Raw genomic sequence first — 18,415 nt, 5'->3', positions numbered from 1 at the left:
GCTGCGTGAGCTCTCGGGGGATCCATGTCGAAACGTCTACGCCTGCTCGCCGTTCCGGTGGCCCTCGGCCTGGCCCTGGTGCCTGCCGGCGTCGCCCTGGCCGATCCGACGGACACCCCGCTCGACACGGCGATCGGGGCGCTGACGTCCGCGCCCGCCGAGACGACGGAGCACGACCCAGCGGAGACGACGCAGTCCTCGTCGACCGGCACGGCGTCCTCCACGCCGACCCGGACGTCCGCGCCGGCGCCGGCGAACCGGCTCGGGGACCTCGCGGAAGACCTCGGCGCGCTGATCACCGAGTCCACGGCCACGGAGTCGACGGCCACGGAGTCGACGGCCACGGAGTCGACGGCCACCGGGACCACGACGTCCAGCAGCACGCCCACCAGCTCCAGCCCCCGGCCGACCCGCCGGCGTGCGTCGCGGCCGTCGTCGAGCAGCTGATCACCGATCTGCAGGCCGCGCTCGGGGCCGGCGGCGGGGAGCTCGTCACGGCGATCGAGGAGGCGTTGCTGGACCCGACCACGCTCCCCGCGTTCCTCGCGGAGCTGCCCGAGCTCGTCGAGAACGCCGGGGGTGAGCTGGCGACGGCGGGCGAGGCGCTCCTGACGGCGGCCGGGGAGGACCTGCAGAAGTGCCTGCCGGCTCCCCCGACCGGCGGCGGGACCCAGACGCCGCCTCCGACCCCGCCGACCACGACGCCGCACCCGCAGCCGGTCCAGCCGGCCGCCGTCCACTACGAGAACTGCGACGACGCACGGGCCAAGGGCGCCGCACCGGTCCACGCCGGGCACCCGGGCTACGGCGCGCACCTGGACAGCGACTCCGACGGCATCGGCTGCGAGGTGGACACCGTCGCCTACACCCACCCGACGTACGACAGCACGGGCACGCTCGCCTACACGGGCGTGGCGACCGAGCCGCTGGTCGCGTGGGGCGCGGCACTCCTCGCCGCCGGCGCGTGGCTGATCGCCTCCGCGCGCCGCACGGCCTGACCTCGACCGTCCGGGCGGCCTTCCCCGGCAGGGGGTCCGCCCGGACGTCCCGGGCCACTACGCTCCGGACCTTCCGCGCCACCACCCGTGGCGCAGCGGGAAGGGACGTCGGCGTGGCGGGGACGGCGCGGGGAACCCGGCGCATCGCGGGCATCGGCGGGGGCCTCGTCGGCTTCCTCGTCTTCGTCGAGTTCACCAGCGGCGTGCTGCAGGGGTACTACATCCCGCTGCTGACCGACGTCGCCCGGCACCTCGACATCCACGACGCCGACGTCAACTGGCTCGAGGCCGCGCAGCTCATGCTGTCGGCGATCGCCGTGCCCATCCTGGCCAAGCTGGGCGACCTGCACGGTCACCGCCGGATGCTGCTGCTGTCTGCGGCGGTGGTGGCCGCGGCCACGGTCGTGCTCGCCTTCGCGTCGTCCTTCCCGGTCTTCCTCATCGCCTGGGCGGTGCAGGGCATCTACGCCGCCTGGCTGCCGCTCCAGGTGGCGCTGATCTACAACCGGTCGCGAGGGCTGGCCGATCCGGCGGCGCAGACGCGGCGGGCCACCGGGCTGATCGTCGCCGCCCTGCAACTGGGCGCCATCGTCGGCGCGCTCGGCGGCGGTCAGGTCGGCAGTGCGCTCGCCGAGCAGTTCTGGCTCGTGCTGCTGGTCCCGGGGTTCCTGGTGGTGGGCGTCTGCGCGGTCGTGGCGCTGCGCGTGCCCGAGAGCGAGGACCGCCAGGGAGGATCCGTCGACGCGACCGGCGCGGCCCTGCTCACCGTCGTCCTGCTGGTCGTCACCGGCGGCCTGACGTTCGTCCGGATCAACGGCGTCGGCGAGGTCTGGCCGTGGCTGGTGACCGCGGTCGGCCTGCTCCTGGCCGTCCCGTTCGTCCGCTACGAGCTCGGCCGCCCGGACCCGCTGGTCGACTTCCGGGTCCTGCGCAGCCCGTCCATGTGGCCGGTGCAGCTCACCGCCGGACTCTTCGGCGTCAGCGTCCTCGGCGCCCAGGGCCCGCTCTCGACCTTCGCGCGCACCGACCCCGAGGAGTACGGCTACGGGCTGGGCCTGTCGACCAGCATGGTGTCGATCGTCATCGGTGGTTACGTCATCTCCATGCTCATCGGCGCCAGCCAGTTCTCCCGCATCTCCACGCGCACCAGCCCCCGGACCACGCTCATCGGGGCCGCGATCCTCGTCGGCACCGGCTACCTGCTGCTCGTGCCGTTCCACGACTCCCTGCCGCAGGTGCTGGCCTGCATGGTGGTGGCCGGGCTGGGGTCCGGCGCGCTGGTGGCGGCTCTCCCTGCCGCCGCGGCCGCCGCCGCACCGGCCGGGCGCACCGGGGTGGCCACCGGCCTGACCAACACCACCAAGGTCCTCGGCGGGAGCTTCGCGTCCGCGACCTTCGCCGTCGCCCTGGCCGCGAACGCGCCCCGCTGGCCGACGGCTCCGAGGGGACGGCGGGATCGCTCGGCGGCTACCTCACCGTCTGGATTCTCTGCGGCACGACGGCGCTCGCCGCCGCCGTGGCGCTCGTGTTCGTGCCGCGCCTCGCGTTCTCCGACGCACCCGCCGCGACCGACCTCCGCTCGGTCGCCCCGGCGACGGAGCCCCGGCCATGAGGCGGGCTCTGCTCGCCGCCGCCTGCGGCGCCGCGGGGGCCGTCGCGGCCCGCCGGGTGGCCCGCTTCCGCCCGCCCGAGGGGGCACCGGGGCCGGCCGACCTCGACGGTCTGGACGCCGACGCCGCGGCGGCCCGCCTGGCCGAGCTGGTCCGCATCCCGACGATCTCCACCCGCGACCGCGACGAGCTCGACACCGCCGCGTTCGAGCGGTTCCGGCAGCGGTTGACCGAGCTGTACCCGCACACGCACCGGGTCCTGGCGCGCGAGGTGCTCGGCGACGGCGCGCTGCTCTACCGGTGGTCCAGCGGCGTCGACCTCCCGCCGTTGGTGCTCATGGCGCACTACGACGTCGTGCCGGTGGCCGGCCAGGAGTGGTCCCGCGACCCGTTCTCCGGGCTGGTCGAGGACGGCGTGGTGCACGGCCGCGGCGCCATCGACGACAAAGGCGCCCTCGTCGCGATCCTCGAGGCCGTCGAGTCCCTGGTGGCCGCCGGGTTCACCCCGGCCCGCGACGTCCACCTCTCCTTCGGCAACGACGAGGAGGTGGCCGGCGTCGGGGCGAAGCTGGCCGTGGACGCGCTCACCTCGCGAGGGGTCCGGCCCTGGGCGGTGATCGACGAGGGCGGCGCCGTGGTGAGCGGGGTGTTCCCCGGCGTCCCCGGCCAGACCGCCGTCGTAGGGCTCGCCGAGAAGGGGCTGCTGGACGTCGAGCTCGTCACCACCGACCCCGGAGGCCATGCGTCGGCGCCGGTCCGCGGCGGGGCACCGGCACGGCTGGCGCGGGCCATCCTGCGGATCGAGGAGAACCCGTTCCCGGCCCGGCTGCACGACGTCGTCCTCGGCATGGTCGACGCCCTTGGCCGGCACGCACCGACGGGGTACCGCGCCGTCTTCGCGCACGCCCGGTTCCTGCGGCCGGCCCTCGCTCTCGTCCTGTCGAAGGCGAGTCGCGAGGCGAACGCGCTGGTGCGCACCACGGTCGCGATCACCGAGCTCGAGGGCAGCAAGGCCCGCAACGTGCTGGCCACCCGGGCCCGCGCGCACGCCAACATCCGGATCGCCCTCGGCGAGACGGTCGAGTCGACCGTCGACCGGCTCAGGCGCGTCATCGGCGATCCCGGCGTGGAGCTGACCGTGGTGTCGGGCAACGACCCTCACCGGTGTCCCGCGCCGACAACGAGGCGTTCGCGCTGGTCGGGGACGCCGTCCGCTCGGTGTACCCCGACGCGGCGGTGGCGCCGTACGTGATGGTGCAGGCCAGCGACGCGCGGCACTTCAGCCAGATCTGCGACAGCGTCTACCGGTTCATGCCGTTCGACCTGACCAAGGAGGAGCTGGCCACCCTGCACGCCGCCGACGAGCGTCTCTCCGTCGCCGCCCTGCACCGGGGCGCCGGCTTCTACCGGTACCTGATCCGCCACCTCTGACGAAGGACCCCACTCTCCCCACCCTTCGCACGCTCAGGGCGGCGCCCTGAACGGGGCCTGAGGACGCTTGTGCTCTGCCCCGCTGAACGGGGCAGAGCACAAGCGTGCGGCGAGGGACCTAGAGGCGCTGGTTGAGGCGGTGGTAGGCCGCGCTCCAGCGCAGCTCCTGGGCCAGCGACCGCCGCGTGGTGTCGGCGTCGATGAGCACCAGCTCGGTCGAGAACACCTCGGCCAGGTCGGTGAGCTCGTCGGCGCCGAGCTGGGTGGTCAGCACCGTGTGGTGCGGGCCGCCGGCGGTCAGCCAGCCCTCCGTCGCCGTGGCGAAGTCCGGCCGCGGCTCCCAGACGGCGCGGGCCACCGGCAGGTTGGGCAGCGGCTCGTCGGGCTCGACGACGTCGATCTCGTTGGCCACCCAGCGGAACCGGTCACCGAGGTCGGACCAGCCGATGACGACGCCGGGCGCCGGGGCCGCGCTGAACACGAGGCGGGCCGGGTCCTCGCGCCCGCCGATGCCGAGCGGGTGCACCTCCAGGCGCGGCTTCTCGCCGGAGATCGTCGGGCAGACCTCGAGCATGTGCGCGCCGAGGATCTTCTCGCTGCCCACCTCGAGGTCGTAGGTGTAGTCCTCCATGAAGGACGTCCCGCCGGGCAGTCCGGCGCCAGCGACCTTGAGCACCCGCAGCAGCGCCGAGGTCTTCCAGTCGCCCTCGCCGCCGAAGCCGTAGCCGTCGGCCATCAGCCGCTGGACGGCGAGCCCGGGAGCTGGCGCAGGCCGCCGAGGTCCTCGAAGTTCGTGGTGAACGCCCCGAACCCGCCCTCCTCCATGAACCAGCGCAGCGCGGCCTCGACGCGCGCCTGGTAGCGCACGGCGTCGTGCCGGTCGCCGCCGGGTAGCAGATCCGCGGACATCTCGTAGAGGTCGGCGTACTCCTCGACCAGCTCGTCGACGGCTGCCTCCTGCACCGCCTCGACGACGGCGACCAGATCGTTCACGCCCCAGGTGTTCACCGACATGCCGAAGCGGATCTCGGCCTCGACCTTGTCCCCTCGGTGACCGCGACGTTGCGCATGTTGTCGCCGAACCGGGCCAGCTTCAACCCGCGGGCCGCGGCGGCTCCGGCGGCGGCCCGGGTCCAGGACCCGACCCTCGCCAGCACCCGCGGGTTGGACACGTGCCCGGAGACCGTCGTCCGCGGGACCCGGAGGCGGGTCAGCATGAACCCGTACTCGCGGTCGCCGTGGGCGGCCTGGTTGAGGTTCATGAAGTCCATGTCGATCGTCGCCCACGGGAGGGCGGCGTCGGCCTGGGTGTGCAGGTGCAGCAGCGGCTTGCGCAGCGCGTCCAGCCCGGCGATCCACATCTTCGCCGGGGAGAAGGTGTGCATCCAGGTGATGACGCCCAGGCAGGCCGGGTCCTCGTTGGCCTCGCCCATGATCCGGCGGATGGCCCCGGCGTCCTTCAGCACGGGTTTCCAGACGACGCGGACCGGCACCTCACCGGCACCGTCCAGGGCCTCGGCGACACGCCGCGACTGGTCGGCGACCTGCTGGAGGGTCTCCTCGCCGTACAGGTTCTGGCTGCCGGTGAGGAACCAGATCTCCTGACCTTCGAATGACACGGGAAGTCCTCCATCAGCGTTGTCCGTACACGTTCTGGTAGCGCGCGTAGAGCGAGTCGATGTCCGCCTGCGCGATCGGGATGGGCTCGCCGAGCTGGCGGGAGAGGTGCACGGTGCGGGCGACGTCCTCGGTCATGACGGCGGCCTTGACCGCCGCCTTCGCGTCGCGCCCGATGGTGAACACACCGTGGTTCTGCATGAGCACCGCCGGCGAACGGGAGTGCTCCAGGGTCGCGACGACGCCCTGGCCGATCGAGTCGTCGCCGATGAGCGCGAACGGGCCGACCGGGATCGGGCCGCCGAACTCGTCGGCCATCGCGGTCAGCACGCAGGGGATCTCCTCGCCGCGCGCGGCCCAGGCGGCCGCGTACGGGCTGTGCGTGTGCACCTGCCCGCCGACGTCGGCCCGGTTCCGGTAGACGTAGGCGTGCGCGGCGGTGTCCGACGACGGCGCCTTCACCCCGTCGACGACGTTCCCGTCCAGGTCGCAGACGGTGATGCCCTCCCACGTCAGCTCGTCGTAGGAGACGCCGCTGCCCTTGATGACGAACACGTCTTCGCCGGGCACGCGGCCCGACACGTTGCCCGCCGTCCAGGTGACCAGCCCGTAGCGGGTCAGCTCGGAATGCAGCGCGGCGACGTGCGCGCGCAGCTCCCGGTGGGTGCCGCGCTCGGTCGGGGTGGCGGTCATTCGTCTCCTCCTCGCGGGGCGGGGCTCACGTGCTCCACGGCGGCCCGCTCGACCGGGAGCCCGGCGACGTACCGCTGCATGAACGCGTCGAAGCCCTCGACGTCGGCCGGGTCGGGCTCGACGGTGTGCAGGCTCGCGCCCGTGAACACCGCGCCGTCCAGGTAGTCCGCCAGGCTCTGCTCCGGCGAGCTCCGTCCCGACGAACGATCGGCGGCGAACGCGGCCAGGACGGCGATGCCCCAGGCGCCACCTTCCGCAGCGACGTCGCCGACGGAGACCGGGGTGTCGATCGCGGCGGCCAGGAAGCGCTGCGCGACGCCCTCGGTCCTGAACAGGCCACCGTGCGCGAACATCCGGTCCAGCCGCACGCCCTCGACCTTCTGCAGGACGTCCATGCCGATCCTGAGCGTGGCCAGGGACGAGTACAGGTGCGTCCGCATGAACGTGCCCAAGCTCAGCCGGCTGTCCGGCGACCGCAGGAACAGCGGCCGGCCCTCCTCCAGGCCCGTGATCGGCTCACCGGAGAGGTAGTTGTAGGCGAGCATCCCGCCGCCGTCGCTCGCCCCGTCCAGTGCGGCGGCGAAGAGCGTCCCGAAGACCTTCGACGGGTCGACCTCGGCCCCCAGCGCCCGGGCGAACTCCGCGAACAGCCCCGCCCAGGCATCCAGCTCACTCGCCCCGTTGTTGCAGTGCACCATCGCCACGGGGTCGCCGGCCGGCGTGGTGACCAGGTCCAGCTCGCGGTGCACCCGGCCGAGCTCCTGCTCGAGCACGACCATGGCGAAGACGGACGTCCCGGCGGAGACGTTTCCGGTGCGCGGAGCGACGGAGTTGGTGGCGACCATCCCGGTGCCCGCGTCACCCTCGGGCGGGCAGAGCGGGATGCCGGGGTGCAGCCGGCCGGCCGGGTCGAGCCGCGCCGCACCCGCGTCGGTCAGCGTGCCGGCCGGCTGCCCGGCGACCGCGATGGCCGGCAGCAGCTCGGCGAGGGTCAGCTCCACCCCGGCCTCGGCGGCCAGCTCGTCGAACCGGGCGAGCATCGTGGCGTCGTACCCACCTGTCCCCCGTCGATCGGCAGCATGCCGCTGGCATCCCCGATGCCGAGGACCTTCTCCCCGGTCAGCTGCCAGTGCACGTAGCCGGCCAGGGTCGTCAGGTGGTCGAGCCGGCCGACGTGCTCCTCGCCGTCCAGGATCGCCTGGTAGAGGTGCGCGACGCTCCACCGGTGCGGGATGTTGCAGCCGAACTCGGCGCTGAGCCGCTCGGCCGCCCGGCCCGTGTGCGTGTTGCGCCAGGTGCGGAAGGGCGTCAGCAGCTTCCCGTCGGCGTCGAACGCGAGGTAGCCGTGCATCATCGCCGACACCCCGAGGGCGCCGACTCCTGCCAGCTCCACCCCGTGGCGTCGCCGCACGTCGTCGGTGAGGGCCGCGACGCTCTGCTGCACCCCGGTCCAGACCGCGTCCAGCGAGTACGTCCACAGCCGGTCCACGAGCTGGTTCTCCCAGTCGGAGCTACCGACGGCGAGCGGCGCGTGATCGGGACCGATCAGCACCGCCTTGATCCGGGTCGACCCGAGTTCGATCCCCAGGGTCGTGCGACCGTCCGTGATCGCTGCGACAGCGTCCGTCGTCATGTCAGGAACCCTTCCGCCCGCCGAGGACGGCGGAACCTGTTAGCGCTAACAGGATGCCCGACCTCACGCCGGGGCCGGTGCCGGTGCCGGGCCGGTGCTGGACCGCACCAGCAGCGCCGGGGGAACCGGCTCGGGATGCAGGTCCTCCCCTTCATGCGGGCGAGGACCAGCTGCACCCCCGTCGGCCGAGCTCGGCGAAGTCCTGCCGCACCGTGGTCAGCGGCGGGGTGAAGTACGGCGCCTCGGGCAGGTCGTCGAACCCGACCACGCTGACGTCCTCGGGGATCCGCAGCCCGCACTCGTGGAGCGCAGCGAGCAGCCCGAGGGCCATCTGGTCGTTCGCGGTGAAGATCGCGGTGATGTCCTCGCCGCCGCGGATCCGCGCGGCCAGGGCCTTGCCGGCCAGGTAACCCGACGACGGCGTCCAGTCCCCGCGCAGCATCCCCTCGGGCACCGGCGCTCCGGCCGCCAGCAGCTCCGAGCGCCAGCCGTCGATGCGCCCGCGTGCCTCCTGCGAGTCGGCCGGCCCGGCGACGTGGTGCACGGTGCGGTGTCCCAGCCCCAGCAGGTGCCGGGTGGCCAGGCGGGCGCCCGTCTCCTGGTCCACGCCCACGGCGGGCCGGTCCTCGCCGCCGCCCACCTGGACGGCGACCAGTGGCACCGGCGGGTCCAGCGCGCGCAGTGCCTCCGCGGCGTCGTCGTAGGTCGACAGCGCCACGATGCCGTCGACGCGCTGGGCCACGAACGTGTCCACGGCCTCCCGCATCGCGCCCGCGGTGGCGTCGTCCAGGATCGAGACGCTCAGCGAGTAGCCCGCGGCGCGCGCCGCGTTCTCCAGGCCGAGCATCGTCTGCGCCGGTCCGTACTGGTTGATCTTCACCGTGACCAGCCCGAGCGTGCGGGTGGAGCCGGTGACCAGGGCGCGGGCGGCGATGTTGGGCCGGTAGCCGAGCTCGGCGATGGCCCGCTCGACCCGCTCCCGCGTGTGCGGCGCGACGTTCGGGTGCCCGTTGACCACCCGGGACACGGTCTGGTGCGAGACCCCGGCGAGTGCGGCGACGTCACTCATCACCAGCGCTCGGGTCGCCCCTCCGGCTCCACCGCTCCCCTCGTCGTCCGGGCCGGCCGCCGCGACCTGCGACGGCGACGACCGGCCCGTCGCTCAGCGCCTCAGCGCTCAGCGGGAGGCCCCGGCGCGACGCTTGTTGTAGACGTCGAAGGCGACGGCCAGCAGCAGCACCAGGCCCTTGACCACGGACTGGATCGGCTGCTCGACGCCCATGAGCTGCATGCCGTTGCTCATGACCGCCATGATCAGACCGCCGACCATCGCGCCGACGACCGTGCCGACACCGCCGGTGACGGCCGCACCGCCGATGAAGGCCGCCGCGATGGCGTCCAGCTCGAACATCTCACCGGCCGACGGCTGGGCGCCGTTCATGCGCGAGGAGTAGATGACGCCGGCCACGCCGGCGAGGAAGCCCATGTTCACGAAGATCCAGAAGTTGACCTTCCTGACCTTCACGCCCGAGAGCATCGCGGCCGACAGGTTGCCGCCGATTGCGTAGACCTGGCGGCCGAAGACCGTGCGCTTGGTGACCAGTCCGTACACGATCACCAGCACCGCCAGGATGATCAGCACGATCGGCAGCCCGCGGGAGTGCGCCAGCTGCCAGGCGAACGCCATGACCACGGCCGCGACGGCGGCGATCTTGAGGATGAACAACGGCATGCTCCGACCGGCTGCTCGTAGCGCAGCTGTGCCATGCGCGACCGCCAGCTGCTCACCGCGTACCCGGCGACGGCGAGACCGCCGATGAGCAGGGTGAAGGCGTCGTAGCCGTCCCCACCGATGAGCCCGTTCAGGAACCCGGTGGCGATGCGGCTGTACTCGCGGGGAACGGCGACAGGGAGATGTTGTCGAGCACCTGCAGGGTGAGCCCGCGGAAGAGCAGCATGCCGGCGAGGGTCACGATGAACGCCGGGATGCCGACGTAGGCGACCCAGAAGCCGTGCCAGGCACCCACCGCCATGCCGACCGCGAGTGCGGCGACGATGCCGACCCAGGTCGGGTAGCCCTGCTGGATGACCAGCACCGCGGAGACGGAACCGCACAGCGCGACCACCGAGCCGACCGACAGGTCGATGTGGCCGGCGATGATCACGATGACCATGCCGATCGCCAGCACTAGGATGTAGCTGTACTGCAGGACGATGTTGGTGACGTTCCGCGGGCTCAGCGAGACGCCCTCGGTGAGGATGGCGAACAGCACCACGATCGCGACGAACGCGATGTAGATGCCGCTGGTGCGCAGGTTCCGGGTGAGCAGGTGCATCGGGTTGCTGTCGGTCGACTGCTCCTTCGCCTGCTGCGCGGCACCAGGCGCCGGGGCGATCTCCTCCGTCTGCGGGACCATCTTGGTCATGCCGCCTGCTCCTTGTCCTGGGTCATGAGCTCCATCAGGTTCTCCTGGGTGGCTCCGCCGCCCGCGCTGCGCACCGGCACTTCACCGGTGATCCGCCCAGCCGACAGGGTGTAGATGCGGTCGCAGATGCCGAGCAGTTCCGGCAGCTCCGACGAGATGACGACGACGGCCTTCCCGGCCGCCACGAGCCGGTTGATGATCGTGTAGATCTCGTACTTGGCGCCGACGTCGATGCCGCGGGTCGGCTCGTCGAGGATCAGCACGTCCGGGTCGGTGTAGAGCCACTTCGACAGGACGACCTTCTGCTGGTTGCCGCCCGAGAGCTTGCCCACGACCGACATGACGGTCGGCGCCTTGATGTTCATGCTGCGCCGGCTCTCCTCGGCGACCTTGGTCTCCTCGTTGCCGTTGACCCAGCCGCGGCGCGAGAGCTTGCCGAGGGCGGCCGCGGAGACGTTGCGGCGGATGTCCTCGATCAGGTTGAGGCCGTACTTCTTCCGGTCCTCGGTGGCGTAGGCGATGCCGTTGTCGATCGCCTCGGCGACGTTGCGCGACTTGATCTGCTTGCCGTGCATGAAGACGCGACCGTCGATGTTCCGTCCGTACGAGCGGCCGAAGATGCTCATCGCCAGCTCCGTTCGGCCGGCGCCCATGAGGCCGGCGATGCCCACGACCTCACCGGCGCGGACCGAGAAGCTCGCGCCGTCGACGACCTTGCGCTCCTGGGTGGGATGCCAGACGGTCCAGTCCTCGACCCGGAGCACCTCCTCGCCCGGGTGCGACTCGCGGTCGGGGTAGTAGCTCTCCAGGTCGCGGCCGACCATGCCGCGGATGATGCGTTCCTGCGTGACCTCGCCGGCGGCCAGCTCCAGGGTCTCCACCGTCCGGCCGTCGCGGATGACGGTCACGCGGTCGGCGATGGCGGTGATCTCGTTGAGCTTGTGCGAGATCATGATGCAGGTGATGCCGCGCTCCCTCAGGTCGCGCAGCAGGTTCAGCAGGTGCGCGGAGTCGTTGTCGTTCAGCGCTGCCGTCGGCTCGTCCAGGATCAACAGCTTGACGTTCTTCGACAGCGCCTTGGCGATCTCGACGAGCTGCTGCTTGCCCACACCGAGCTGACCGACCGGGGTCACCGAGCGCTCGCGCAGGCCGACCTGGCGCAGCAGCTCGTCGGCGTCGGAGTTCGCCCGGTTCCAGTCGATCAGGCCGCCACGGCCGGTCCGCTCGTTGCCCAGGAAGATGTTCTCGGCGATCGAGAGGTACGGCACCAGCGCCAGCTCCTGGTGGATGATCACGATGCCGACGTGCTCGCTGTCGCGGATGCCGCCGAAGCGCACCGGCTCGCCGTCGTAGACGATCTCGCCGTCGTAGCTCCCGGCGGGGTAGACGCCGGAGAGGACCTTCATCAGCGTCGACTTGCCGGCGCCGTTCTCGCCGCAGATGGCGTGGATCTCACCGCGCCGAACGGCGAGGGTGACGTCTTCGAGCGCCTTCACGCCGGGGAACGTCTTGGTGATGGAGCGCATCTCCAGGATGTAGTCGTCCATGGACTCCGCTGTCCTCGTCTCCCGCGCCGGACTCGGGCGGTCGGATGGTGGCGGCCGGCTACGGGCGGCGGTTCGCCGGGCGTGTACGGCCGGTGGGGCGTGCACGGGGTCCGGACGGCGTCCCGTGCCTCGCGGGTGGTGCGGGCGTCAGGTCGTGCGGTGTGCCGAGCTGTTCGGTCCTGCGGGTGCTGCAGATGGTGCCCGGTCGGGCCCGGCGGCGATAGCGGCGCCAGGCCCGACCGGAGTGTGCGGTGACGCGGAGATCAGCCCTCGGCCTGGCCGGCCTCGACCTCTTCGGCCGTCCAGTAGCCACTGTCGACCAGGACCTGCTGGATGTTGTCGGCCGTGACCGTCTCGATCGGGAGCAGGTAGGACGGGACGACCTTCACGCCGTTGTCGTAGGTCTCCTCGTCGTTGGCCTCCGGCGTCTCGCCACCGAGGAAGGCCTGGGCGGCGATGACGGCCTGCTCGGCCAGCAGACGGGTGTCCTTGAAGATCGTCGAGTACTGCACGTTGTCGGCGATCAGCTTGACCGAGGCGATCTCGGCGTCCTGGCCGGTGACGATCGGCATCGGGCGCTCGCCCTCGCTGATGGTCGGGCCGTACCCGGAGTTCTGCAGGGCGGTGATGATCCCGCGGGACAGACCGTCGTACGGCGAGAGGACGCCGTTGACCACCGAGCCGTCGTTGTAGGTGGAGGTGAGCAGGTTCTCCATCCGCTGCTGGGCGGTCTCCTGCTGCCAGCGGAGGGTGGCGGCCTGCTCGATCGAGGTCTGGCCCGACTTCACGACCAGGGTGCCGTCGTCGATCTTGGGCTGGAGCACCGACATCGCGCCGTCGAAGAAGAAGAAGGCGTTGTTGTCGTCCAGCGAGCCGGCGAACAGCTCGACGTTGAACGGCCCGCCCTCGCCGAGGCCCTCGAGCAGCGACTCGGCCTGCGCGACGCCGACCTGGAAGTTGTCGAAGGTGACGTAGAAGTCGACGTTCTCGCTGTCGCGGATCAGCCGGTCGTAGGAGATGACCGGGATGCCTGCGTCGGCGGCGGCCGCCAGCTGGCTGGACAGCGCCGTGCCGTCGATGGCGGCGATGATCAGGGCGTCGACGCCCTGCGTGATCATCGAGTCGATCTGCTGCGACTGGGTCGGGATGTCGTCACCCGCGTACTGCAGGTCCACCTCGTAGCCCTCGGCCTCGAGCTGTTCCTCGACGGAGTTGCCGTCGGCGATCCACCGCTCGGAGGTCTCGGTCGGCATCGAGACACCGATCGAGAGGTCCTCGGGGTCGGCGTTCGACGTGTCGGTGTTGCTGCCGGCGCCCTCGCCGCCACATGCCGCCAGCGTGAGCGCCAGAACGGCGCTCGCGGCGGTCAAGCCGAGCTTCCTGCTCACGTGTGATCTCCTCTTCGAGACATCTGCCGCCACTCGACCAGTCGGCCCGGCGCAGGCCCGCGGAACGCGAGCGAAGCCAATGTGAGCGCTAACAACAGGTGCCGTCAACCCCAGTTGGCCCATTCGTTGTCACGATGGCGTAACGCCCGCGTCACCTGGGCGCCGTCGTGGGCGGGGCGCACTCCCAGGGGCGTTCCCTCGCTGCCGGGTCCCGCAGGAACCGATCAGCGCGAGCAACGCCCCGGGGGTGGGACGGACGGATCAGCGGAGCGTGATCTGCCGCGAGATCAGGCCTGCGCGGGCGCGGCGCTCGTCGGAGTCGAGCGGCTCGGTCGACGTCAGCGCCGCCTCCAGCCGCGACTGGAACTCCGTCGCCGGTCCGATCCAGTCCTCCGCGGCGGTGTCGGCCGGGAGATCCCAGACGGGGACGACGAGGCCGAGGGCGCGGAACGCCCCGGCGTACCGGGTGCCCTCCCCGAGCAGGATCTGCCCCGACGCCGAGAGCCGGGCCAGGGCGTCCAGCAGCTTCTCCTCGGGCTCCGGCCGCACCCAGCGCAGGTGGGCCCTCTCGTCACCGGGACGCACCCAGTAGGCCGCCTCGAGCCCGGCGAGCCGGACGGTCGGCAGGATCGCCTCGTTGGCGTGCTCGAGCCCGGCCAGCGCCGCGGCGGACGGATCGGTCCCCTCCAGCCAGAAGGCGAAGTCGTCGTGCACGGTCACCTCGAACGGCGCCGTGAGGTCCAGCTGCTCCTGCAGGCGAGGGCCGGCCGAACCGGCGGCACCGATGGGGCCCGGGTCGACCGGCGCACCGGCCGGGGCCTCGAGCGCGGCGGCGAGAGCGGTGCCGATGTCGCGGCTGACGTCGTCCGACGAGGTCTGCATCTGCACGCCGAGCACGATCTCGCCGTTGGCCCGCACCAGGGCCGGCGTACCGCCGGGCAGCACGCTGGCGAGGGTCACCTGCCGGCCGTCCGTCGTCCGCAGGGTCGCCGTGGCGGCCGGGACCAGCTCGCGCAGGGCGACCCAGTCGGCCTCACCCGGCAGGCCCGCGAAGGGCCGGGTCACCGGCGGGGCGTAGCCCGAGCCGTGGCAGTGCTTGTAGCGGCGTCCGGAGCCGCAGGAACACGGCGCCTTCGGGTTGACGCCCTCCGGCGCGGCGGCGGGGGCGGAGGAGCGCTTGCGGGAAGCCATGCGGTCCAGCGTATGTGGGGTCCGGGCGGGGCCGGCGCCCGCGGTCGAGTGCGACGAAGTGGTGGCCATCAACCGCTGATCACCACCGCTTCGTCACACTCGGCGTGGACCGTCGCCTGTGACGGACGTCGTTGCCGCGGATCCTAGGCTCGCGGGCGTGACCGCCGTGCCGCTCGACCTGGCCGACCCTGCAGTCGTCGCCGACCCCTATCCGTCGTTCGCCCGGGCTCGCGCGGAAGCGCCGGTGCAGTGGCACGAGGGGCTCGGGCTCTGGCTGGCGTTCACGCACGCGGAGTCCAACGCCGTCCTGCGCGACCGGCGGCTGGGCCGCATCTGGTCGGACAAGGTGCCGGTCGACCGGTTCGAGAGCTTCAACCTCATCCACCGCAACGCCATCCTGGAGATGGAGCCGCCGGACCACACGCGGCTGCGCCGGCTGATCAGTGCCGCCTTCGCCCGTGGGCACGTCGAGCGGCTGCGCCCATGGGTGGAGGAGCTGGCGGGGAGGCTCGTCGACGGGCTGGTCGAGCGCTCCGCCGGCACGGAGCCGGTCGACGTCCTCACCGGGATGGCGGAGGAGCTGCCGGTCGCCGTCATCGCCGAGCTGCTGGGGGTGCCCGACTCCGACCGGCCACTGCTGCGCCCGTGGTCCAACGCCATCGTGAAGATGTACGAGTACGGCCGGACGACGGCGATCGAGGACGCCGCCGAGCGCGCCGCCGACGAGTTCGTCGCCTACCTGCGCGAGCTCGCCGCCGACCGCCGCACGAACCTCGGTGACGACCTCGTCTCGCACCTGGTGAGCGTCCGCGACGCCGAGGGCGACCGGCTCACCGAGGACGAGCTGGTCACCACCTGCATCCTGCTGCTCAACGCCGGCCACGAGGCCACGGTCAACGTGAGCGGCAACGGCCTGCTCGCCCTGCTGGAGCACCCCGACCAGCTGCGGCGGCTGCGCGCGGACCCGGGCCTGCTGCCGACGGCGATCGAGGAGCTGATGCGCTTCGACTCCCCGCTGCAGCTCTTCGAGCGCACGGCGACCGAGGACGTCGAGATCGGCGGGATCACGGTGGCGCGCGGGCAGAGGATCGCCGCACTCCTGGGCTCGGCCAACCACGACCCCGCGGTGTTCGGCGACCCCGAGACCCTCGACGTCGGCCGCAGCGACAACCCGCACATCTCCTTCGGGGCCGGCGTCCACTTCTGCATCGGCGCCCGCTGGCGCGGCTCGAGCTCCAGGCGTCGTTCGGGGCGCTGCTGTCGCGGACGTCGCGGCTGGAGCTCGGCCGCCCCGCGCAGCGCCGTCCGGAGTTCGTGATCCGGGGGCTGCGCGACCTGCCCGTCGTCCTCACCGCGTGACGTCGTTGCCGGAACGGCAACGGGAGTAGCCGTTTCCGGGCACCGCAGCACAAGGTGTCCGAGTGACCGACGACAACGACTCCCGCCCGCCCGCCATCGACCCCGCGGTGCAGGCCGAGTGGGACCGCCGGTACGCCGACCGGCCACAGCTGTGGAGCGGCCGGCCCAACGGCGCGCTCGTCGCCGAGGTCGCCGGGACGCCGCCCGGTCGGGCGCTGGACGTCGGCTGCGGCGAGGGTGCCGACGCCGTCTGGCTGGCCCGCGGCGGATGGGACGTCACCGCGCTCGAGGTGTCCGGCGTCGCGCTGGAGCGGGCGGCCGCGCACGCGCGCGAGGCGGGCGTCGACATCCGCTGGGTGCACGCCGGGCTGGCCGAGGCGGGGCTCCCGCCGGCGTCCTTCGACCTCGTGTCGGCGCAGTACCCGGCCCTTCCCCGCACCCCCGACGCCGCGGCCGAGCGGGCCCTGCTCGCGGCGGTGGCGCCCGGCGGTGTGCTGCTGCTCGTGCACCACGCGGGGATGGAGCACCACGAGGTGCACGACGGCGGAGACGACCCGGCCGACTACGTCTGGCCCTCGATGGTGGCGGCGCTGCTCGACGACGACTGGCAGGTGGAGGTGGACGAGCAGCGGTTGCGCGTCGTGCCGGAGGGCGGCGCCGGGGCCCACCACGTCGAGGACGTCGTGCTGCGGGCGCGCCGGCTGCAGTGACCGCGGCTGCGGCATCCTCCCTCACCGTTCGGGGTCCTCCCCGCCGTCGACCGCGAGGGAGGCCCCATGATGGTCAGGTGACCTGATCATCCGGGACGCCCCGGTAGAAGGTGAGCCGGGTCACTGGCAGGATCCGGCTATGCGCGGCCTGATGCAGGACACCCCACTGACCGTCGACGCGATCTTCCGGCACGTCGAGCAGCACTACGGCGACGGCACGATCGTCACCAACAACCCCGGGGGCGTGACCCGGGCGACCTACGCGGAATGGGCGCACCGCACCCGAAAGCTCGGCGGCGTCCTGGACACCCTGGGCATCAGCGGCGACGGCCGGGTGGGCACGTTCGGCTGGAACAGCCAGCGCCACCTCGAGCTCTACTTCGCCGCGCCCTGCACCGGCCGCGTGCTGCACACCCTCAACGTGCGGCTCTTCCCGGAGCAGCTCACCTACATCGCCAACCACGCCGAGGACGAGGTCATCTTCGTCGACCGCACGGTGCTCCCCTGCTCTGGCCGCTGATCGACACCATGAAGACGGTCAAGCAGGTCGTGATCATGGACGACGGCGGCGGCAACGAGATCCCCGACGACCCCCGGATCCTCGACTACGAGACGCTGCTGGCCGACGCCGAACCGGTCGAGTTCCACGTCGAGGACGAGTACCGGGCCGCCTCGATGTGCTACACGAGCGGCACCACCGGCAACCCGAAAGGCGTCGTCTACTCGCACCGCTCGACCTGGCTGCACACCATGGGCGTGATGGCGCCCAACGCCTTCGGGCTCGGCATCCGCGACGTCGCGATGCCGGTCGTCCCGATGTTCCACGCCAATGCCTGGGGCATCGCGCAGGCCGCACCGGCGTCCGGTGCCTCGCTGGTCATGCCGGGCGCGCTCATGCAGCCGGAGGCGATCGCCAAGCTGATCATCGACGAAGGCGTCACGTTCACCGCCGGCGTCCCGACCATCTGGCAGGGCGTCCTTCCCCACCTGGCCGGCAAGCCGCACAAGCTCCGGGACATCGGCTGCGGCGGCTCCGCCGTCCCCAAGGCCCTGTCGGAGGCCTACCGCGAGCAGGTGGGCATCCCGATCCTGCAGGCGTGGGGCATGACCGAGACCCACCCGGTGGCCTCGTCCGGCGTGCTGCCCAACCGGTACGAGGACGCCGACGACGAGACCAAGGCGACCCAGCGGGCGCGCGCGGGCATCCCGTTCCTGGGCGTGGAGGCGCGCATCGTCGACGCCGACACCCTCGAGCCGCAGCCGTGGGACGACAAGGCCACCGGCGAGCTGCAGGTGCGCGGACCCTGGTGCGCGAAGGACTACTACAACCCCGACGCCGGCGTGGAGCTCACCACCGACGACGGCTGGATGAAGACCGGCGACGTCGCGGCGATGGACGAGTTCGGCTCGATCCGGATCGCCGACCGCACCAAGGACCTGATCAAGTCCGGCGGCGAGTGGATCAGCTCGGTCGACCTGGAGAACGCGATCATGAGCCACCCGAAGGTGAAGGAGGCCGCGGTCATCGGCATCCCGCACCCGAAGTGGGACGAGCGCCCGCTGGCCTGCGTCGTCACCAAGGAGGGCGAGACCGTCACCGAGGAGGAGATCCTCGAGCACCTCAAGCCGCTGGTGGCCAAGTGGTGGATGCCCGAGGCCGTGGAGTTCATCGACGAGGTACCCAAGACGAGCGTCGGCAAGTTCTCGAAGAAGGACCTGCGCACCAAGTTCGCGGAGTACTCGCTCCCGAGCTGAGCCGAGTCGATCATCGTCTGCGTGCACGTCCCGGCGGCGTGTCGGTCCGTGTCCCGG

19 protein-coding genes and 2 pseudogenes are annotated in these 18,415 nt (G+C 72.1%); 9 read left to right on the top strand and 12 right to left on the bottom strand.

Features of this window, described 5'->3' with window-relative positions:
- Positions 1–57 precede the first annotated feature (57 nt).
- The 5 genes and pseudogenes from U6N30_RS31580 to U6N30_RS31560 all read left to right on the top strand — a co-directional run bounded on the left by U6N30_RS31580 (position 58) and on the right by U6N30_RS31560 (position 4,039).
- Positions 58–447, top strand: coding sequence for a hypothetical protein (locus U6N30_RS31580; protein WP_324275403.1), 390 nt, complete (start codon positions 58–60; stop codon positions 445–447).
- A gap of 65 nt (positions 448–512) precedes the next feature.
- The gene (locus tag U6N30_RS31575) at positions 513–998 is read left to right on the top strand and encodes an excalibur calcium-binding domain-containing protein (protein WP_324275402.1); all 486 of its coding nucleotides are present in this window, start codon (positions 513–515) and stop codon (positions 996–998) included.
- Positions 935–2,323: pseudogene (locus tag U6N30_RS35025) on the top strand (MFS transporter); the annotation flags it as partial. The gene U6N30_RS31575 and the pseudogene U6N30_RS35025, both read left to right, overlap by 64 nt.
- Positions 2,324–2,606: 283 nt before the next feature.
- Complete coding sequence (locus U6N30_RS31565) at positions 2,607–3,860, top strand: M20/M25/M40 family metallo-hydrolase (protein ID WP_324275400.1); 1,254 nt, start codon at positions 2,607–2,609, stop codon at positions 3,858–3,860.
- Positions 3,845–4,039 carry a hypothetical protein gene (locus U6N30_RS31560; RefSeq protein ID WP_324275399.1) on the top strand — a complete coding sequence of 65 codons (195 nt, stop codon included), beginning with the start codon at positions 3,845–3,847 and terminating at the stop codon, positions 4,037–4,039. The genes U6N30_RS31565 and U6N30_RS31560 overlap by 16 nt, the downstream gene beginning before the upstream one ends.
- A gap of 118 nt (positions 4,040–4,157) precedes the next feature.
- On the opposite strand, the gene U6N30_RS31555 is transcribed toward U6N30_RS31560, so the two are convergent.
- From U6N30_RS31555 to U6N30_RS31505, 12 genes and pseudogenes are all read right to left on the bottom strand, one after another.
- Complete coding sequence (locus tag U6N30_RS31555) at positions 4,158–4,670, bottom strand: hypothetical protein (protein WP_422678165.1); 513 nt, start codon at positions 4,668–4,670, stop codon at positions 4,158–4,160.
- A gap of 84 nt (positions 4,671–4,754) precedes the next feature.
- A pseudogene (locus tag U6N30_RS35020) lies at positions 4,755–5,053 on the bottom strand (L-arabinose isomerase family protein); the annotation flags it as partial.
- A complete protein-coding gene (locus U6N30_RS35015; protein ID WP_422678004.1) occupies positions 5,044–5,658 on the bottom strand; it encodes a hypothetical protein in 615 nt (204 codons plus the stop codon). The pseudogene U6N30_RS35020 and the gene U6N30_RS35015, both read right to left, overlap by 10 nt.
- Before the next feature lie 13 nt (positions 5,659–5,671).
- A complete protein-coding gene (locus U6N30_RS31545; RefSeq protein WP_324275398.1) occupies positions 5,672–6,349 on the bottom strand; it encodes an L-ribulose-5-phosphate 4-epimerase in 678 nt (225 codons plus the stop codon).
- Positions 6,346–7,389: an FGGY-family carbohydrate kinase gene (locus tag U6N30_RS31540; RefSeq protein ID WP_324275397.1), complete on the bottom strand. Its 1,044-nt coding sequence runs from the start codon at positions 7,387–7,389 to the stop codon at positions 6,346–6,348. The genes U6N30_RS31545 and U6N30_RS31540 overlap by 4 nt, the downstream gene beginning before the upstream one ends.
- Positions 7,341–7,982 carry an FGGY family carbohydrate kinase gene (locus U6N30_RS31535; protein WP_324275396.1) on the bottom strand — a complete coding sequence of 214 codons (642 nt, stop codon included), beginning with the start codon at positions 7,980–7,982 and terminating at the stop codon, positions 7,341–7,343. The genes U6N30_RS31540 and U6N30_RS31535 overlap by 49 nt, the downstream gene beginning before the upstream one ends.
- Before the next feature lie 151 nt (positions 7,983–8,133).
- Entirely contained in the window at positions 8,134–9,051 is a 918-nt protein-coding gene (locus U6N30_RS31530) for a LacI family DNA-binding transcriptional regulator (protein ID WP_324278554.1), read from the bottom strand.
- A 108-nt stretch (positions 9,052–9,159) separates the two neighbouring features.
- Positions 9,160–9,714: an ABC transporter permease subunit gene (locus U6N30_RS31525; RefSeq protein ID WP_324275395.1), complete on the bottom strand. Its 555-nt coding sequence runs from the start codon at positions 9,712–9,714 to the stop codon at positions 9,160–9,162.
- A gap of 130 nt (positions 9,715–9,844) precedes the next feature.
- The gene (locus tag U6N30_RS31520; protein ID WP_324275394.1) at positions 9,845–10,408 is read right to left on the bottom strand and encodes an ABC transporter permease subunit; all 564 of its coding nucleotides are present in this window, start codon (positions 10,406–10,408) and stop codon (positions 9,845–9,847) included.
- On the bottom strand, positions 10,405–11,955 hold the full coding sequence (gene mmsA, locus U6N30_RS31515) for a multiple monosaccharide ABC transporter ATP-binding protein (RefSeq protein WP_324275393.1): 1,551 nt from the start codon (positions 11,953–11,955) through the stop codon (positions 10,405–10,407). Before mmsA ends, U6N30_RS31520 begins: the two co-directional genes overlap by 4 nt.
- Before the next feature lie 263 nt (positions 11,956–12,218).
- Positions 12,219–13,343 carry a multiple monosaccharide ABC transporter substrate-binding protein gene (gene chvE / locus U6N30_RS31510; RefSeq protein WP_324275392.1) on the bottom strand — a complete coding sequence of 375 codons (1,125 nt, stop codon included), beginning with the start codon at positions 13,341–13,343 and terminating at the stop codon, positions 12,219–12,221.
- 261 nt (positions 13,344–13,604) lie between these two features.
- On the bottom strand, positions 13,605–14,534 hold the full coding sequence (locus U6N30_RS31505) for a DUF5926 family protein (RefSeq protein WP_324275391.1): 930 nt from the start codon (positions 14,532–14,534) through the stop codon (positions 13,605–13,607).
- A 157-nt stretch (positions 14,535–14,691) separates the two neighbouring features.
- Between U6N30_RS31505 and U6N30_RS31500 the strand changes: the two genes are divergently transcribed.
- The 4 genes from U6N30_RS31500 to U6N30_RS31485 all read left to right on the top strand — a co-directional run bounded on the left by U6N30_RS31500 (position 14,692) and on the right by U6N30_RS31485 (position 18,358).
- Positions 14,692–15,852: a cytochrome P450 gene (locus U6N30_RS31500; RefSeq protein ID WP_324275390.1), complete on the top strand. Its 1,161-nt coding sequence runs from the start codon at positions 14,692–14,694 to the stop codon at positions 15,850–15,852.
- A 103-nt stretch (positions 15,853–15,955) separates the two neighbouring features.
- Positions 15,956–16,603 (top strand): class I SAM-dependent methyltransferase, encoded by a 648-nt coding sequence (locus U6N30_RS31495; RefSeq protein WP_324275389.1) that lies wholly within the window; start codon positions 15,956–15,958, stop codon positions 16,601–16,603.
- A 139-nt stretch (positions 16,604–16,742) separates the two neighbouring features.
- Positions 16,743–17,123: an AMP-binding protein gene (locus U6N30_RS31490; protein ID WP_324275388.1), complete on the top strand. Its 381-nt coding sequence runs from the start codon at positions 16,743–16,745 to the stop codon at positions 17,121–17,123.
- Positions 17,124–17,131: 8 nt separating this feature from the next.
- Entirely contained in the window at positions 17,132–18,358 is a 1,227-nt protein-coding gene (locus tag U6N30_RS31485; RefSeq protein WP_324275387.1) for an AMP-binding protein, read from the top strand.
- Positions 18,359–18,415: the final 57 nt, after the last annotated feature.

This window comes from Blastococcus brunescens (assembly GCF_035320885.1).
Classification (GTDB): Bacteria; Actinomycetota; Actinomycetes; order Mycobacteriales; family Geodermatophilaceae; genus Blastococcus_B; species Blastococcus_B brunescens.
The sequence above is the reverse complement of the archived record's forward strand: the minus strand, read 5'-3'. Positions and strand labels throughout refer to the sequence as shown.

What these genes read in the sequence shown, in the direction of transcription:
- U6N30_RS31565 (WP_324275400.1), top strand. Translation starts at nt 2,607, where the DNA reads ATGAGGCGGGCTCTGCTCGCCGCCGCCTGCGGCGCCGCGGGGGCCGTC.
- U6N30_RS31555 (WP_422678165.1), bottom strand. Translation starts at nt 4,670, where the DNA reads ATGGAGGACTACACCTACGACCTCGAGGTGGGCAGCGAGAAGATCCTC.
- U6N30_RS31545 (WP_324275398.1), bottom strand. Translation starts at nt 6,349, where the DNA reads ATGACCGCCACCCCGACCGAGCGCGGCACCCACCGGGAGCTGCGCGCG.
- U6N30_RS31540 (WP_324275397.1), bottom strand. Translation starts at nt 7,389, where the DNA reads ATGCTCGCCCGGTTCGACGAGCTGGCCGCCGAGGCCGGGGTGGAGCTG.
- U6N30_RS31535 (WP_324275396.1), bottom strand. Translation starts at nt 7,982, where the DNA reads ATGACGACGGACGCTGTCGCAGCGATCACGGACGGTCGCACGACCCTG.
- U6N30_RS31530 (WP_324278554.1), bottom strand. Translation starts at nt 9,051, where the DNA reads ATGAGTGACGTCGCCGCACTCGCCGGGGTCTCGCACCAGACCGTGTCC.
- U6N30_RS31525 (WP_324275395.1), bottom strand. Translation starts at nt 9,714, where the DNA reads ATGCCGTTGTTCATCCTCAAGATCGCCGCCGTCGCGGCCGTGGTCATG.
- U6N30_RS31520 (WP_324275394.1), bottom strand. Translation starts at nt 10,408, where the DNA reads ATGACCAAGATGGTCCCGCAGACGGAGGAGATCGCCCCGGCGCCTGGT.
- mmsA (WP_324275393.1), bottom strand. Translation starts at nt 11,955, where the DNA reads ATGGACGACTACATCCTGGAGATGCGCTCCATCACCAAGACGTTCCCC.
- U6N30_RS31505 (WP_324275391.1), bottom strand. Translation starts at nt 14,534, where the DNA reads ATGGCTTCCCGCAAGCGCTCCTCCGCCCCCGCCGCCGCGCCGGAGGGC.
- U6N30_RS31490 (WP_324275388.1), top strand. Translation starts at nt 16,743, where the DNA reads ATGCGCGGCCTGATGCAGGACACCCCACTGACCGTCGACGCGATCTTC.
- U6N30_RS31485 (WP_324275387.1), top strand. Translation starts at nt 17,132, where the DNA reads ATGAAGACGGTCAAGCAGGTCGTGATCATGGACGACGGCGGCGGCAAC.